This is a genomic window from Psychrobacter sp. Arc9 (assembly GCF_041431295.1).
Lineage (GTDB): Bacteria > Pseudomonadota > Gammaproteobacteria > Pseudomonadales > Moraxellaceae > Psychrobacter.
Window position 1 is genome coordinate 163,346 of record NZ_JASMRK010000004.1, and the last position, 17,265, is coordinate 180,610.

Here is a 17,265-nt window from a genome sequence, read left to right on the forward strand (position 1 = left end):
ATTACGTTTTAAAAATTCATTATAGTAATCTTATTGCTTTAACTTTTATAAATTGGACAACCACCATGGATGACACTACAAATAATAATATGCTCGGACAAACTGATGAAGAAATTATCAATCATGAACAGTTCGAGGACATGCGTGACTTGCTTGAAGAAGACTTTGTTGATTTGATACAAGTATATTTTGCTGATAGTAAGCAAAGAGTTGCAGCGCTGCGAATTGCTCATCAAAAAGACGATAACGCCAATGGCTTTGAAACTGCTCATGCTCTAAAAGGCGCCAGCGCCAACTTAGGTACAACTCAATTAGTCCGTCTGAGCAGCCAGTTACAAGAATACTGCCGTGAACGCCGTATCAATGAGCAAGCCGTCCTTATCGAAGAGATTGCCATTGCATTACACCGTGCTGAACAAGAAATCAATCAGAGACTGGGACAATAATGAGTAACGACGCTTCATTAGCCGTATCATCGCATTCAGTGAACGACTACCTTGCTTGCCTACAAGTGGTCATGGTTAATACCACTTTGCCCGCCAATATCGGCTCAGCGGCACGCGCCATGCATACCATGGGCTTGTCTCGTTTAACGGTGGTCGATCCCAAATTACCGATTGACGAAACCAGTGTATCTCATGCAGCGGGTGGCAGTGAGTTATTATCGTCAGCTTTAATTGCACCTACTTTAGAATCTGCTATCTCTGGCTGTCAATTGGTATTTGCTGCTAGCAGTCGTAGCCGTCATATGCCGCGCCCTGTCGTGACACCTACGCAAGCCGCTAAGATTATGTTTGACTTTATCGATGCACAGGCAGCGTTAAGTGCAGACGATAGTAATGTTGATACCTCATCTGCTGCTACTTCTAACAAACCAAATATTGCTATATTGTTTGGACGTGAAGACCGTGGATTGACCAATGAAGAATTGGCTTATGCTGATTATCACATTCAAATCGATGCCAATCCTGCTTACCCTGTGCTAAATGTTGCATCAGCGGTGCAAGTCATCGCCAGCTTTATTTTTGCTTATGCTCAAACGCATACTCAGACAGCTGATAGTTTAGATTCGGATGCAAGCACAGACGCCCAATCGATAATCAATGTGAATTTGCGTCAGCAATGGGATGAGCCTGCTATTAATCAGCAGCAGCTGCAACAGCTCACTCAGCGCACCACTGACCTTATGGTACAGCGTGGCCTAGCAAATAACGAACATCTAAAGTCATTGCCATCGCGCTTGTCTAGACTTGGGTCACGCCTACAGCTTGATCAAAAAGAATATCAGCTATTAAGCGCTTTGATTGCCAAACTATCGAAAGACTAAAACAAGCCGTAGTTTATAAGCTTGCCTTTGTTTGACAGCTTTTTACTATATTTTGCGGTATAAAGCTGTTATAACTTGCAGAAGCTTAGCGAAAATATATATTCCTGATTATCCGAACTTTATGACCACAGATTAGAGGCATCGCTGTTTTCGCAACGACACTCTACCGACGAATAGATAGGACGCTTTATGTCATTGCCATCCAAATTGTTCAAATCACTTGTTACCATCAAGAACGATTTGAAAGAAGATATTGATGCAGTATTCACCCGAGATCCTGCGGCGCGTAATAGTCTGGAAGTGATCCTAACTTATCCGGGGATACATGCGCTTGTTTTGCATCGCGGTGCACACTGTCTTTGGAACAATGAACAAAAACTAGCCGCTCGCGTGATCTCCTACGGCTCGCGCATCATGACAGGTATCGAGATTCACCCTGCTGCTAAGATTGGTAGACGCTTTTTTATCGATCACGGTGTCGGTGTCGTTATCGGTGAGACCGCTGAGATTGGCAACGATGTGACCTTATACCACGGTGTCACTTTAGGCGGGGTGTCTTGGAACAATGGCAAGCGACATCCAACACTAGAAGATGGTGTAACAGTCGGCGCTGGGGCCAAAGTACTGGGGCCATTCACTGTCGGTAAAAATGCCAAAATCGGCTCAAATGCAGTGGTAGTCAAACCTGTACCAGCAGGCGCTACGATGGTCGGCAGTGCGGCTCGTATGATCTCAGATTATCATGATGAAAAAGGCAATCCAATCGCGACAAAAGTACAAGATGCCAAGCAACAAGAAAAAGTTGCGCATGCTGGTGAGAGCAACGATCAAACTAAAGATACTACCCCTACTGCCAAACGCACCAATACCTTCCGTGCTTATGGTATCGACCCTTATTCACAAGATCCTGTCGCAGAAGCTTTTGCTAAGATGCTTGAGCACATTCAACAGTCAGAAAATCGCCTCGATCAACTACAGTCAGCGATGTGCGATATTGATCCTAATTTTTGTAAAAAAGAATACGATAAGTTATGTCTAGAAGATTTAGATGTGATTGGTCGTGCTGATGTAGAAGATATTAATGATGAGGAAAGCAGGTAAAACAGTTGTTAAAAATAGGCAGAACTATTGCCGTATAAACTGATAACAAATGCTTATATAGGTAGTGAAGAACGAATAAAATCAAAGCGGGATTGGATAAAATCTACCATGTCTGCATACATGGTAGGTTAACCTTCTTAATTTTCTAGCAAATTCTGACTTAGCAAATCGTTGCTTTCCATCTCAGAGTAAGCAGCACGAGTTAGTAGCGCATAATAAAAGATATCTTTGATGGACTGTGACATAGTAAGTTTCCTGATAATTAAGAAGTTTAATTTAACGTAAATAGTGATTTTTCGGTGGTTAATACATAATCTTTTTCCATGCTTTCTACAATTTCACCCGTGCCGCGTTGCCCATTTTCATTCCAATTCCAAAACCAGACATTGCCATCATTTGTGACCACAGCATATGATAAGTACCCATAAACTATTTGGTCTGGATCAATATTTTGCATTATTAAAAAAGGTTTATTATATGTATACGCTGAAATAGAGTTTTTATTCTTCCCAAACCCGTATTTACTCCAAGTATATAAGTCACCTTGAGAAGTTACAGCAGCATGTATTCCAATATTTACAACCTTATGTAAATATGGATTTTTTTCTGGCATTTTAATATCTTCAGAATCTGATAAGGCTAGGTTATCAGAGCTGTTGCTTCCCCAGTTCCATACGCTTCCATCTTCAAGAACTGCCATTGCGCTTGTAGAGGTTACTGAGAAATCGATAGTTTTTTTAGGTAATGCGACTTTAGCAGCAGGATGATATTCTATTTCAGGTTCTTGTGATTGATAGAGAAGACGTCCTAACGCACGTTCTGATTTTCCTGTAGAGTACAACTCGCCTTTTTTATCTAACGCTAATAGAACTCCATTTCTAAATTCAATACGGATTATATCTGAAAGATTAGGAACTTTAGTTGGGATAATAAGTTGCTTTGGGATTTCATTAACCCAACCACCTTCATTACTGCCTAATACATAGACTTCACCGTTATTAGTTAAGAATATGGAGTCCATTTCACCAGCAGCGATATCTACAACATTCTCAATCCCTTTAATCTGTCTCAATTCTTCAATAAAGATGTCACCATCACTAGGGTCTATCTCTCCATGAGAGTTACTACCCCAACCCCACACTGTGCCATCTTTTCGTAGTAGTAACATATGACCAGCACCTGACACAGCCACCGCATCATTGACACCCTCGACTTGCCTAGGCGTTGGATCTTGTCCTGTCTTAGTATCACGCAATAAACCGTCTGTACCCCATGTCCAAAGCGTACCATCGTCTTTTACTCCTGCACTCCATGAGCTGGTCATCGCAAGGCGCTTAGGTTCAATGTTAATCTCAAGTGGGGTTTCTAACGGCTCGTCTGGCATATTTGCCACAGGGTATTTGTCTTCGGTAAGAGATTGAAGATGCTCGGAAGGCGTTTTATCGCAGGCAGGTAAAGTAGATATAATGATTATTGCTACTAAACTCTTGATTATTTTTCTATTCAAAAAGTTCATTGGTTTTTGCATAGGTAGTAGTATCTTGAAGATTACATCGTCACTTATACTAACAACTGCTTAGATAATCGCATAGTTTTTATTAGATTTTTGTCTAGGAAACTGATGGGTTGAGGCAGAGTGAGTACTGAACAGCGATGGTTTCAGATAACAAGATACAATGGCGATTAAGATACGGCTACTTATTAGCCAAACTATAGCTTGGTTAAAATCAATTCTTTAACTCCCGCTTCCTCATGCGCTTTAAACGGATAACGATCTGCCATTACTATCCAATCAGACATTGATTTAAATATCGAATCTTTGCTTAGGCTATTTTCTTTGTCTGCCAATTTAACCATCAAAATATCAATATCCATCGTCACTCGTCGCACTTGATTTGGCTTAGTCTGTCGACATCTATGACAGTCCCCTTCAAGCGTTCTAAAGGTTTGCTGTAGTTGTTGTAGGCTCACAGGTGTGGTCAGTACTAGATGGACACATTGATTGGTATAGTCAGGCTTCGGTTGTTCCAATGTTGCAGTAAAATCAGGATTTTGAAAAGCCGTAGACAATCGCACCTCACCTAGCGCTGCTAATTGCTGCCGAGCAAGCGGGAGATACTTGTCGGCTTGATAATTACTGCCTAGCGCTAACACTAGCTCTACCACAGGCTGTGCTTGCACAGTCTCAGGTGCGCATCGTTTTAGCATTGCCACATTCAAATCCACTGACGTTTTATGCATCATCAGCTTGGCTGACGTTAACTTCTTTGGCAGCTTCTTTAGTAGCTGGCTTGTTGGTTGATGCTGGCGCATAGCGCGTTATTTGCACCCCTACCGCATCAGCTTGGGCAATAGCGGTAGGCTTAGCAATGCTCAACGTTATTTTTTGACAGTCATATTTTGCAAATATCTTATCAGAGATTTGACCAGCCAAATGCTCAAGCAGCTTTGCTTGAATCTCTTTGCACCACTCGCTCACATCATCGCAGACTTCTTTATAACTCAGGGCATCGCTGACATCATCGGACACAGCAGCACGGCTAATGTCCGTTTCAAGCGCAATATCAATGAGTAATGGCTGAGTGATAGCACGCTCCCAGTCATAAACACCGATGACTGCCTCAACTTTTAGACCTTTTATAAATACAACATCAGACTGAGTATGAAACATGCTTTCATCCTTATTTGCTAATTTTTTTTGTGTTTTTAATATTTACTTAACCGATTGTAGCGCTTCTTCACGTAAGCGCGCCGCTTTTAACACTTTACTTGGACGATGGCGCCACAGGTCGATGCTGAATAATAGCAGACCTAACCAAATCAAACCAAATACTGCCAAACGTTGTAAATCGAACGGTTCTTTATAATAGAACACCGCTAAGAAGAAGATAAACGTCGGTGTCAGATAATTCATAAAGCTTAGGATACTATACGCGACAAGCTTGGTAGATTTATTGAACAATAACAGCGGTATCAAAGTAATCGGGCCTGCAATCATAAGCAGCCAAATGTTTGAGCTAAACCAAAAGCTCAGCTGGTGACTGACCACATCAGACTGCCAAAACCACCACAGGCATAACGGTACCAACATTGCCGTCTCAACAAACATAGCATCCACAGCAGTCAATGGCGTTTGTCGTTGAATAGTCCCGTAAGTGCTAAAGCTAAACGCCAAAATCAACGATATCCACGGCAGACTGCCAATCATCACCACTTGAATGACCACAGACAATAATGCAAAGCCAATGGCTACCCATTGTAGCGTGCGCAAACGCTCTTTGAACAAGATCATGGATAGCGCAACGCCGACCAATGGCCCGATAAAGTAACCCAAACTGGCCTCAAGAATACGGTCTTGATTGACCGCCCATACATAGGTCAGCCAGTTGGTCGCAATAATTAAACCAGACAAAAAGGTGAATACAATCCATCTTGGATTTTGCTTTAAGGTGTCAATCCACTGCCAGCGCTTGGTCACTACCAGCAGCACCAGCAAACATAAAAATGTCCAAATAATGCGATGGCCAATGATCTCCGTCGCATCATAATCAGATAACTGCTTGAAGTATAGCGGAAATCCGCCCCAAATAAAGAACGCGATAAGCGCAGTAATAATGCCGCGTCTGGTTGTGGTTATCGGGGCAACGGGTTTTTTGATGACATTTTGGGTAGTCATAATATAGGACAACTTTTTAGAGCAAAGCGCGCTCTCACCTAATTCTAATTATTATTGTCAATTGAATAGTGAAAGCGCAGGGTTACTACAGTGAGATTATAAGGTAAAAAGCAATGTACTCACGCCAATAGTGACATGAATACATTGCTAACGATGTTAGATTAAATTTTTAAGAGTTAATGGCAGCTTAGCGACTTACTCAGCACCAGTATCCACTTGGATAGACATACCAATTTGGTTGGCAAGTTCAGCAAATCCTGGGAAGCTGGTATTAACCGTTTCAACCCCTTCAATCGTAATTTTCTTGGATGCACGCAGACTGGCAACAGAGAAGCTCATCGCAATACGGTGATCATGATGCGAGACAATATGACCACCACCAAAGACAGGTTGGCTATTGTTTACTTCACCGTTTTCGGTAGCTACGCCTTTACCTTCAATAATGAGACCATCATCAGTCACAGTACAATCAATACCAAGCGTATGTAACCCTTCTGCCATCACAGCGATACGATCTGACTCTTTGACACGCAGCTCTTTAGCACCAGTCAAGACCGTACGGCCTTTTGCACAGCTAGCTGCGATAAATAGCACAGGGAATTCATCAATCGCCAATGGTACGAGATGCTCTGGTATTTCAATACCGACTAGGTTTGAGCTGCGAATCGTAATATCAGCAACTGGCTCGCCGCCTACATGTGTCTCATTGCTTAGGCTAATATCTGCATTCATTAATTTTAGAATATCAATGACGCCAGTACGCGTAGGGTTGATACCTACTTGGGTCAAGGTCAGCTCGCTATTTTGACTGATGGCCGCTGCCACCATAAAAAACGCTGCAGATGAGATATCAGCAGGAACTGCGATATCGCCACCTGTTAGTGTGCCGCCACCAGTGACACTGATGCGATTGCCTTCAACGGTTACCGGATAACCAAAGGCCGATAGCATACGCTCAGTGTGGTCACGGCTGATCTCAGGCTGTGTGACCGTTGTCGTACCCTCGGCCCATAGACCTGCTAGTAACAAGCAAGACTTTACCTGAGCTGAAGCAACTGGCATATCATATTCAGTGCCCTGTAATGGCTTGCCAACCGTATCACGACCAGTGATACTCAGCGGTGCCGTACCACTATGACCAGTACTCTGAATCACAGCTCCCATAGACCGTAGCGGTGCCGCCACGCGCTCCATTGGGCGTTTATTCAAGCTAGTATCACCTGTCAACACGCTATCAAACGATTGCGCCGCCAAGATACCAGATAGCAGACGCATACTGGTGCCAGAGTTACCCATATACAGTGGGGTTTTGCTAGGTTTTAAACCATTCATACCGACACCATGAATGGTCAAATTGCCATTATCAGGGCCTTCGATAGTCACACCCATATCACGGAATGCTTGCAGCGTCGCTAGCGCATCTTCCCCTTCCAAAAACCCAGTAACATTTGTCACGCCTGTGGCAAGACTGCCGAGCATAATGCTGCGATGCGAGATAGATTTGTCACCAGGAATCGCGATGGTGCCAGAAACAGTATTGCTAGGGGTAATATTATAAGAAGCTGACATAGCAGAAGTATCCGTATAAGGGGTGCTGGCTAACATATGGCCGAAATGTCGCCGTGCGGCTTGCGCGCGGCCCAAAAGTCCCATCAGGGCGGTTGAATCTTTATCAATGATAAGCTGGCGCATCGCCTGTAAATAGACACCATACTCATCAAGGGCGCTAACAATCGCGCTTTGGTTGGCAAAAAATATATCATGCCACATTTTAGGGTCACTGGCGGCGATACGGGTAAAATCGCGGAACCCACCAGCGGCATAACGAAACATATCTAAATTATCATCATGGCTTGCCAATTGCTCAACCAAATTAAAGGCAAGTAAATGTGGCAAATGGCTGGTGTGCGCTAATATGCGGTCATGGTGCTCAGCATCCATTGACATGACATTTGCGCCTACTGATTCCCATAATAGTCGCAACTTTGCAATAGCAGTTGCACTGGTTGTCGGTAGCTCGCAAATAATGACACTATGATTGACAAATAAACTGGCGCGGCGCGCATGATACCCTGAATTTTCAGCCCCAGCAATTGGATGCGCTGGCACTAGACCTATCGGCAGCGAACCAAACACTGCCTTAGCGGCATCAATGATATTGACTTTAGTACTACAGACATCTGTCATGATGCAGTCACTGGCAAGCTGTCCGTTATCCATCGCTTGCTTGATATCAACAAACACTGCTTGAACTGCCTGTACTGGCACTGCAATGATGATTAAATCACTGCCAGCGATGACGTCTTGTAGGTTTGCACTACCAGCATCAAGTAGACCATGCTCGATGGCTTCTGTGATACTTGGTGCATGCCTATCGACTGCTACCAAACGCTCGCTCAAGCCATTATCTTTAATAGCTTGCGCAAAACTGGCACCAATCAGCCCAAGTCCAATCACGCAAACTTGTTTAAATATAGGTAGCGTAGTATTTAGAGACGATTGAAGTTTATTATTTTTCTGACTACTCACGGCTTTTCTCATTGGACACACTAAGACATAGATAGGGCCAGTCTTAGTGTTATAAATTTTAATGGCTAATTAAGAACAGTTTTTAAATTACAAAGCACTTATAGATGCGCTTAGTCTTCAGTCAAAATAGAACGCAGAGTATCAATCAAACGTAGGTTGTCTTCAGCCACACCTACTGTGATACGTAGCCAGTTAGGTAGTCCATAAGCATCCAACGGACGGACGATAACGCCTTGTTCAAGTAGTGCCTGATGGATAGAAGCAGCGGTTATATCTTCCATCTCAACCTGCACTTCGACCATAATAAAATTGGCATGCGACTTCACAAAACCTAATCCTAGCGCGTCAAACTGCTTTTCTAGCCAGCGCATTTGCTCATCATTCGTTAGACGAGTTTTTTCGATAAAGTCTTGATCGGCAAGTGCAGCAGCAGCGGCAGCTAAACCGATACGGCTGACATTAAATGGCTGACGAATACGGTTTAATAAGTCGGCCACTGGCACTGAGCTTAGGGCATAGCCGACACGCAAACCTGCCAGCCCATAAGCTTTAGAAAAAGTACGCACAATAATGACATTATCGAACTCATCTAATAGTGTGCGGTTGTTACTCTCAGGACTATACTCGATATAAGCTTCATCTAGTACCACCAAGACTGAGCTTGGCACACTGGCAACGAACTGATACAGCTCTTTTTGCTCTAGCTGCGTACCCGTTGGATTATTCGGATTGGCAATAAAAACGATTTTGGTATTCGAGTTATCTTGCACCGCTTGGCTCATGGCTTTTAGATTATGGCCGAAGCGCTGAGCAGGCACTTCAATGCCCGTGGCACCTTGCATCTTCGCTAGCATAGGATAAACCACAAAAGCATACTGGCTATAGACGATGGCATCATCAGCACCCACAAAGCTGCGTGCTAAAATATCGAGCAAATCATCAGAGCCATTACCTAAGGTAATTTGATTGGCATTGACATCGTTAAAATCAGCCAGCGCTTGCTTTAGATAGTAGCCATTGCCATCAGGATAGCGCGACAACTGCCCTAGCTGCTCAGTCACTGCTAGCGTCACTCGGGGTGAGCATCCCATTGGATTCTCATTACTAGCCAGCTTGACCACGTCTGAGACACCATACTCACGTGTCAGCTCTTCAATCGGCTTACCAGTTTGATAAGGTGCTAATGCCAAAATACTGTCGTAAGCTGGCGTTAACGGCGATAGATCTGATGCGGTCAATTGAGTAGTCTGCATGGTTTATCCTTAGATGGTGTCTGTAAATGCTTTTTTTGAATACTATCTGTAAAAGCTAAGACCCATCTATTATGTATGAATACCTGTGAGTAAGCCTATAGTTGTCTATAGGTAGTCTTCTATAGGACAGCTTTTGGATATGAGCCTAATATGCGCAAATCTTTGACCAATGGACGAATATCATTGATGGCAGCGCTAACGTTTGGATCATTAACGTGACCATTCATATCGATAAAGAATACGTATGCCCACTTGTTAGGACGCTCAGGACGTGTCTCAATGCTAGTCATCGATACGTCATGGTATGACAAAGGTTTCAAGATTTCGATCAGTGCGCCTGCTTTATCGTGAGCGGAGACGACGATCGAAGTTTTGTCTTGCCCAGATGGCGCAATCGCCTCATGACCGATGATAAGGAAGCGTGTGGTGTTGCTTGGATTGTCTTCGATATTTGAGTAGAGCTTATGCAAGCCATACTCTGCAACAGCAACGTCACCTGCAATCGCAGCTGAATGCCATTCGTTTTTGAGGCGGCGAGCGGCTTCACCATTGCTTGATACAGCAACGCGTTCAACATTAGGGAAGTTTACATCTAGCCAATGACGGCACTGAGCAAGCGACTGCTGATGCGAATAAATACGGCTCAAGCCATCAATCTTGGTATGCTCAGCAACCAAGAAGTTTTGATGAATTGGCAGCTCAACTTCACCTATGATCTTTAAGGTAGAAGATAAGAAGCCATCTAGAGTATGGTTGACGACGCCTTCTGAAGAGTTCTCGACAGGAACCACGCCATACATCGCTGTCCCCGCTTCGACTTCGCGGAACACATCAGTAATGGTTGTCATCGGCACAGTATCAGCGGCTTTACCAAAGTGCTTGAGGGCAGCGGCATGCGTAAAGGTACCGACAGGGCCCAAGAAGGCAATACGCTGCGGCGCTTCTAAATCCAAGCATACTGACATGATTTCACGGAATAAACGCGCCATTTTCTCATCAGCGATTGGACCTGCATTACGCTCCATGACAGCTTTTAGTACCTGTGCTTCACGCTCAGGGCGGTAAAAGATAGGATTGCTATTGTCATCAGCAGCGGTATGATTTTTCTTTACCATGGCTACTTGCTGAGCCAACTTTGCACGGTTGTTGATTAACGTTTGGATCTCACAGTCTACTGCGTCAATATTTTGGCGAATATTGTCTAAAAACTCTTTTTCAGTTGCGGTATCGCTAGCGCCTGTAGTGGTTTGATTTAGATTATCCATTGTTTGCTCTGGTGACTGCTCGTTCATTACCGCCCATCCTTTTTAGATTTTATCGCTGTTAGATATTACTATTATTTAAATATTGCTATGACGTAGGTTAGCTCTATTGCCAAATCTGACTATTTTCTGTTTTCAATTAAAGGCTGATGATAGAAACTATGTTCAAAACCAACCTCAAAACAGTCTATCAAAAACACCTTATATTGCTAGTGCCATTTGGCGTTAATGCTATATTTACTGCCAAATACAGCAGCTTGATACATATCCGGCTCTACTATAGCAAAAACTAAGGTCAGTGCCCATGCGTAAATGCGTATAAATATACCAACTGTTATTAATATTAGCACAGCTGAGCCAGATAACAGCGACGCATAGCATAACTATGAGGCAACACCTGTCCAAAACTGTGTTACAGTTCCAGTTCAGCTCCCTACCCTGTTATATATAAGAGGAGCATCATGTGATTAATAAAAAAAGGATACCTGATGAGCGCATTACAACAGCTACGCACTATGACCACGATTGTTGCTGATACTGGTGACCTTGCCGCTATTGCCCGTTTAAAACCTATCGATGCAACCACCAACCCAAGCCTTATTACCAAGGCTCTGATTCATCCTGACAACCAAGGCATGTTGTCAGAGACCATGAGTCGTCATAATGGTGACGTGGATGCCGTAATCGATGCACTGACCATTCAGGTTGGCTGCGATATTTTAGAGCTGATTGAAGGCCGAGTCTCTACCGAAGTGGACGCTCGCTTATCTTATGATACTCAAGCCACGATAGATAAGGCACTGGCCTTTATGGATGCTTACCAAAAAGCGGGCGTCGATTCAGAGCGAGTATTGATCAAAATGGCGGCAACTTGGCAAGGTATCGAGGCGGCGCGCTATCTTGAGACTCAAAATATCCACTGTAACCTGACCCTACTGTTTGGACAACACCAAGCGATTGCTTGTGCAGATGCTGGCGTGACCCTGATATCACCTTTCGTTGGCCGTATTCTAGATTGGCAAAAACGCCAACAAAGCCGTCAAAACGTACCGGCTTCTGATGACATGGGCGTACAGTCAGTCAAGCTCATTTATCAGTATTACAAACAGCACGGTTACGAGACGCAAGTGATGGGCGCTAGTTTCCGCTCTACCGAGCAAATTTTGGCATTGGCAGGTTGTGACTTGTTGACGATAGCTCCCAACCTCATTGATGAGTTGGCAGCCATGGATACTGAGGTAACTCGTCAACTGTCTCCGAGTATGTCGATGGATATGAAGGCGATGACTCAAGTAAGCTTAACACATGAAGAATTTAGTGCTGCATATCAGCAAGACAAGGTTACACAGGACTTGTTACCTAAAGGTATTGACGGTTTTATCGGGGCGCGTGACGAGCTGGCTAAGACATTAGCAGCCATTCGCGGACAATAATAGCCACACGACAGAGGACGACTGATACTGGGCTGGCACAAAAGATATTTGCCTACTAATAGTAAGTTGGCTATCATTACCTACTTCAAATGACAAGAAGCAAGGCTTATATGAAACGGCTATCAATATTATTGGCAGGCAGTGCTTTAGCGATCAGCGCCCAGGCAGTCAACTGGGTAAAGGTGTCCGAGAGCGGCTCTGGATCAGTTTTTAGTATAGATTTGGATTCTATTGAAAGCTCTGACATCAGTATCATAGATGAAAAAGACGTCGAAAATATCACAGTATCTATCCTTAGAACCTATCCTAAAGACAAAGATACCGATAAAGATGACTCGAAGGAAGAAAAAAACAGTATTGACCATAGTGAGCAACAACTACTCATTTCATGTAAAGACGCCAGTTACTATAGACGAGCCTTTGTTAACTACGATGCTGAAGGCAAAGTAACCAAATCATGGCAGTCAGAAAAACCAATATTGACCACAAAAGACTTTAAAGTCACCACACCAAAGACAGTCGGTCGTACGGTGATAGAGCAGTCTTGTAAGGACTACGAACAAGACGAAGAGCAATAAATACAGCCTACTTAACACAATACTAAAAAACATCAATACGGTATCAAAAAAAGCGCCCTGACATAGTGTCAAGGCGCTTTTTTATTTGGAGAATCGTTTAACTATAGTCAAAGAACTCTAAAATGGGTACAAGGCAGCCGACTGCAGATTGTACAAATAATACATCTAAGGAGGGTAACGCCGTAGCGATTTAGTAGTTCACCGACTATATATCGACTATCCAACGTGTCTAGTAGTCAAAAACATAGCAATTCATTTTAAGCTTTTAGTACCGTATAAACAGGTACTGGGAACTCGCCATGCAAGTCGACCAAGTCCAGTAACACTAACGCACCGACCACAGTATGGTCAGCCGATTGACACAGCTCGTAAGCGGTAGTCAACGTACCACCAGTCGCCAAGATATCATCGACCAATAGTACGCGCTCAGGCGGTAGATTGTTTTGCATCTCAAGCGTGTCTTTACCATACTCCAGTGCATAGGCTTTGTTGGCTACAGGGGGTGGTAGCTTACCTGGTTTACGTAGCAAGATCATGCCTTTGCCCAGACGACCTGCTAGCATACTGGCAAATACAAAACCGCGCGCTTCCACTGCACCCAGACAATCTACCTCGTCCATAAGCCCTTCTGGCAATGCAGCAAGTAGCGCGTCAATGACAGCGTCAATATGACTGCGCAGTAACGGGGTAATGTCATAAAAATCAATGCCAGCTTTTGGAAAGTCTGGTACTGTGCGAATAATCTGCCAAAACGGATGGTCAGTATTGAGCATATGTGACGTATCATTGTTGGTGGCGGATGTGGCGGCGGCATTGGTACTCATGATGACCCTTAGCTTATGTATTTAGATGGTTTAGTTAGTTTAGATAAGACAACAACTGGATGATATATCAGCGATAAATGCTAAGCATTACTGTGAATTTAGCGGCGATTATTATAGCATAATTGGTTTTCGTATGGCGGGCTGGCGTCCAGTCTTGTTATTAAGCGCTAATAAGGTAACGTATGTGATTGACTTGATAAAAGAAAAGTCATCTCAATATACAAGTGTAAACTTAACTATGAAAATTGCGGTTATATGCTAAACTACGTGCGTTTTTGCAGTCTAATATAATAGCTGTAATATTAAAAATGAGCGTTTATAGCACGCTGTAACTGTAATACTGGTAATGATCGATAGGACTATTTATGAAACGTTATGAATGTATTGTCTGCGGCTGGATATATGATGAGGCGCTTGGCTGCCCAGAAGAAGGTATCGCACCTGGTACTAAGTGGGAAGACATCCCTGATGACTGGACTTGCCCTGAGTGCGGTGTCGGCAAGCTTGATTTTGAGATGCTTGAGCTGTAGTAGATGACCCTCTAATTAGGACACTTCATGACAAAATCAAATGACATCAATAGTGCCAAATTGCCTGAAACGCTAGATAACAATCTAGAAGATCATCTGAATAACTACCCTACTCCTGAGTGGCGCAAATTTGGGGAGCACCAATGGCGCGACTCTGACTTGAGTAAGCACCTCCGTCAAGCAATGATTGACATCGGTGATGGTATTGAGTTGTGTGTCGAAGCTGGCGGTAATCCCAATAATCCGCCACTGCTGATGATCATGGGGCTAGGCTCACAAATGATATTTTGGCCAGACAATTTTATTAAGCGCTTTATCGATGCTGGTTTTTTTGTGATTCGTTTTGATAATCGTGATATCGGCTTGTCTTCTAAAGTGCAGATAGAAGGTTTGCCGCGTATTAGCCAGCTTAAAATGATGGTACGCCTACAAACAGGGCTGTCTAATAAAAGCACACAGGTTGCTTATAACTTGACAGACATGGCTGAAGACACCGCACGTCTAATTAAAGCACTCAAGCTTGGCAAGACACATCTGCTTGGGGCTTCGATGGGCGGTATGATTGCACAAATTGTGGCGGCACGTTATCCAAGCTTAGTGCAGCGAATGGCGCTTATGTTTACCACGACCAATCGTGCGTTTTTGAAGCCGCCAAAGCCCAAACAGCTATATACCCTTATCAATCGTCCAGAGAGCCACTCTGAGCGTGATATCGTGCGTCATAGTGTTTGGTTTATGAAGACCGTTGGTACACCAGGTCATGTGAATGTGCGTATGGTCCGTGAAATCGCTAAGATTCGCTATCAGCGCAACTTCCACCCGCTTGGTACAGTACAGCAGCTCAATGCTATCTTGGCATCAGGCTCTATCAGTCGGTTTAGTAAGCAAGTCAAAGCACCGACGATTGTATTACATGGTAGCGCTGATGGACTCCTGCCTGCCTCACAGGGCCGAGTCGTTGCCAAGACCATCCCTAATGCTACGTTCCATCTCATCGAAGGTATGGCACACGATATTCCAGAGTATTATCAGCCTTATATGGTCGACTTAATCAGTAATCATTTATCGAGCAAATAGCTGTAGAAGACTAAGCCTTGTCTTCGATTCAATCGATAGTCATCTAAGTGAGCTAAAAGCATTAGTGTTAAAAAAAGAGTGTAAAACCTATCGCTAACTCACAGGTTTTACACTCTTTTTTATTGCTTATTTAATCCTAGGGCGTGTCCTCAATTCAATCGATAGTTATCTAAATGGGTTAAAAATGGCTAAATCTTGCCAAACAGCGTCAAATAGCTGACTAATATCTCGATATTATCTGCGCTATTTTCATTGTTTGACTGCGATTTATCTCATTTTTATCACCATTTTTAAAATGAGGACACGCCCTAGCAATTGCATCAATCACAAGCAACGCCAGCGCCTTCCTTATCAATACACATTTTATTCCCATTCTTTAGGTTGCCAATCCACGCCTTACCACCTATAAATACGAAGGATGGTTTGCCCTGATAGCTATCGTTAGCGTTCACACCATTATTAGCAAAGCGAAAAGGAATCACCAGCTCACCGCCTAAATTGACAAAGCCCCACTCTTCACCGATACGCACGCCAGCATATTCCTCAGAAAACGGACGCACTTCATCAAATGAGTACGTAATCATCGTGACATTATTGTCATCGACGAAACCCCATTTACCATCTTGCTGACGCGATTGAAGTGTCGTAAAACGCGCCGGTGCAGACTGTAATGCTGTGCTAGATTTTTCGTTAGAAGAAGTAGGTTTATTCACTGCCTGAGTGTTATTCTGGGCATTCGGATCACTCGCCGCATTGCCGTTTTTATCCACCCAACTGGTTGCACGACCTTTACGCACACGCGCTACTCCATTACGATAATTATCGATATCATCAATCGCTGCAGAAAATGAGACAACGGTACTATTGGCTGTGTTAATCACACCATAGTTACCCTCTTTTTTTACCACGATACGCCCATCCGATACAGGCCGCGCCCAACCTTGACTCTCTGTCAATATATCGTACATGGCAGGCACGACTTCGCGGCCCTGCATATTGAGATAACCGACGCGACTGTTACGCAGTACAGGCAACAGTCCACCTGACAGTTTATCGGCATCGACTTTTTGATAACGCGATAAATCAACGACTCGTTTGCCTTTTTTATCGATTAACGCCACTGGCGCACCAAAATCTTTGATCGCCAAAAAGTAACTGCTACTAGCCGTGCAGGAGACGTTTTTGTAATAACTTTTTGGGCTTTTACAGCTGGCGGCATGTGCGCTAGGCATCAAAAACAATGCGCTAGATAGCATCGTCACGACGACACTGTATTGCGATATTTTTGGTAGCAAGCCAGACAATGTATGTGGCTGTTTTTTTGATAGCAATCGTTGAAGCATAAATAAACCTAGACAAATAATATAGATTGTTTGGTATAACAAATCAGACGTTAAGTACATTATATCGTCAATCTACTATACATGTGTTGCAGCAATAATGGCGCTTAAAGTGCTACACACATATTATCCCTACAAACCATCTCTACAAAAATATCACTTGTATACATCATGCGCTTTTATACTCCTACGAATCGTCACCCTGATACAAATATTTTGATATAAATACTATTACCCAACTGTCATAAGACTCTTGTGAAAAACGTAGCTATATCAAATACTTTGATTATTTATTTGCGTCTAACGTGCCCAATAATCCTCCGCATAGCGAGAGT

General features: G+C 43.5%; 16 protein-coding genes. 7 read left to right on the forward strand and 9 right to left on the reverse strand.

Going from position 1 to position 17,265, the window contains the following annotated elements; translation table 11 throughout:
• The first annotated feature begins 65 nt into the window (after positions 1-65).
• From QO187_RS03865 to cysE, 3 genes are all read left to right on the forward strand, one after another.
• On the forward strand, positions 66-446 hold the full coding sequence (locus QO187_RS03865) for an Hpt domain-containing protein (protein WP_057759831.1): 381 nt from the start codon (positions 66-68) through the stop codon (positions 444-446).
• Positions 446-1,327, forward strand: coding sequence for an RNA methyltransferase (locus tag QO187_RS03870; protein WP_201571790.1), 882 nt, complete (start codon positions 446-448; stop codon positions 1,325-1,327). Before QO187_RS03865 ends, QO187_RS03870 begins: the two co-directional genes overlap by 1 nt.
• A gap of 189 nt (positions 1,328-1,516) precedes the next feature.
• A complete protein-coding gene (gene cysE / locus QO187_RS03875) occupies positions 1,517-2,428 on the forward strand; it encodes a serine O-acetyltransferase (RefSeq protein ID WP_201571791.1) in 912 nt (303 codons plus the stop codon).
• Between the two features lie 271 nt (positions 2,429-2,699).
• Here cysE and QO187_RS03880 read toward each other — a convergent pair whose 3' ends face one another.
• The 7 genes from QO187_RS03880 to pheA all read right to left on the reverse strand — a co-directional run bounded on the left by QO187_RS03880 (position 2,700) and on the right by pheA (position 11,178).
• Positions 2,700-3,956 (reverse strand): hypothetical protein, encoded by a 1,257-nt coding sequence (locus tag QO187_RS03880; RefSeq protein ID WP_201571792.1) that lies wholly within the window; start codon positions 3,954-3,956, stop codon positions 2,700-2,702.
• Between the two features lie 182 nt (positions 3,957-4,138).
• Positions 4,139-4,741, reverse strand: coding sequence for a 2-amino-4-hydroxy-6-hydroxymethyldihydropteridine diphosphokinase (locus QO187_RS03885; protein WP_227673278.1), 603 nt, complete (start codon positions 4,739-4,741; stop codon positions 4,139-4,141).
• Positions 4,662-5,099 (reverse strand): dihydroneopterin aldolase, encoded by a 438-nt coding sequence (folB, locus tag QO187_RS03890; RefSeq protein ID WP_201571793.1) that lies wholly within the window; start codon positions 5,097-5,099, stop codon positions 4,662-4,664. The genes QO187_RS03885 and folB overlap by 80 nt, the downstream gene beginning before the upstream one ends.
• Positions 5,100-5,141: 42 nt before the next feature.
• Complete coding sequence (gene rarD / locus QO187_RS03895) at positions 5,142-6,104, reverse strand: EamA family transporter RarD (RefSeq protein WP_201571794.1); 963 nt, start codon at positions 6,102-6,104, stop codon at positions 5,142-5,144.
• A gap of 195 nt (positions 6,105-6,299) precedes the next feature.
• Entirely contained in the window at positions 6,300-8,645 is a 2,346-nt protein-coding gene (locus QO187_RS03900) for a bifunctional prephenate dehydrogenase/3-phosphoshikimate 1-carboxyvinyltransferase (protein WP_201571795.1), read from the reverse strand.
• Between the two features lie 98 nt (positions 8,646-8,743).
• Positions 8,744-9,886, reverse strand: coding sequence for a histidinol-phosphate transaminase (gene hisC, locus QO187_RS03905; RefSeq protein ID WP_201571796.1), 1,143 nt, complete (start codon positions 9,884-9,886; stop codon positions 8,744-8,746).
• A gap of 119 nt (positions 9,887-10,005) precedes the next feature.
• On the reverse strand, positions 10,006-11,178 hold the full coding sequence (pheA, locus tag QO187_RS03910; RefSeq protein ID WP_201571797.1) for a prephenate dehydratase: 1,173 nt from the start codon (positions 11,176-11,178) through the stop codon (positions 10,006-10,008).
• 458 nt (positions 11,179-11,636) lie between these two features.
• Here pheA and QO187_RS03915 point away from each other — a divergent pair, with 458 nt between their 5' ends.
• Both QO187_RS03915 and QO187_RS03920 read left to right on the forward strand, forming a co-directional pair.
• On the forward strand, positions 11,637-12,581 hold the full coding sequence (locus QO187_RS03915; RefSeq protein WP_102092478.1) for a transaldolase: 945 nt from the start codon (positions 11,637-11,639) through the stop codon (positions 12,579-12,581).
• 110 nt (positions 12,582-12,691) lie between these two features.
• A complete protein-coding gene (locus QO187_RS03920) occupies positions 12,692-13,159 on the forward strand; it encodes a hypothetical protein (protein WP_102092479.1) in 468 nt (155 codons plus the stop codon).
• A gap of 257 nt (positions 13,160-13,416) precedes the next feature.
• Here the strand turns inward: QO187_RS03920 and QO187_RS03925 are convergent, their stop codons facing one another.
• Positions 13,417-13,983, reverse strand: coding sequence for an adenine phosphoribosyltransferase (locus QO187_RS03925; protein ID WP_102092480.1), 567 nt, complete (start codon positions 13,981-13,983; stop codon positions 13,417-13,419).
• A gap of 365 nt (positions 13,984-14,348) precedes the next feature.
• Here QO187_RS03925 and QO187_RS03930 point away from each other — a divergent pair, with 365 nt between their 5' ends.
• On the forward strand, positions 14,349-14,513 hold the full coding sequence (locus tag QO187_RS03930; RefSeq protein ID WP_057759803.1) for a rubredoxin: 165 nt from the start codon (positions 14,349-14,351) through the stop codon (positions 14,511-14,513).
• A gap of 27 nt (positions 14,514-14,540) precedes the next feature.
• The gene (locus QO187_RS03935) at positions 14,541-15,590 is read left to right on the forward strand and encodes an alpha/beta fold hydrolase (RefSeq protein WP_102092481.1); all 1,050 of its coding nucleotides are present in this window, start codon (positions 14,541-14,543) and stop codon (positions 15,588-15,590) included.
• 320 nt (positions 15,591-15,910) lie between these two features.
• Here QO187_RS03935 and QO187_RS03940 read toward each other — a convergent pair whose 3' ends face one another.
• Positions 15,911-16,933: a WG repeat-containing protein gene (locus tag QO187_RS03940; RefSeq protein ID WP_371547358.1), complete on the reverse strand. Its 1,023-nt coding sequence runs from the start codon at positions 16,931-16,933 to the stop codon at positions 15,911-15,913.
• Between the last annotated feature and the right edge of the window lie 332 nt (positions 16,934-17,265).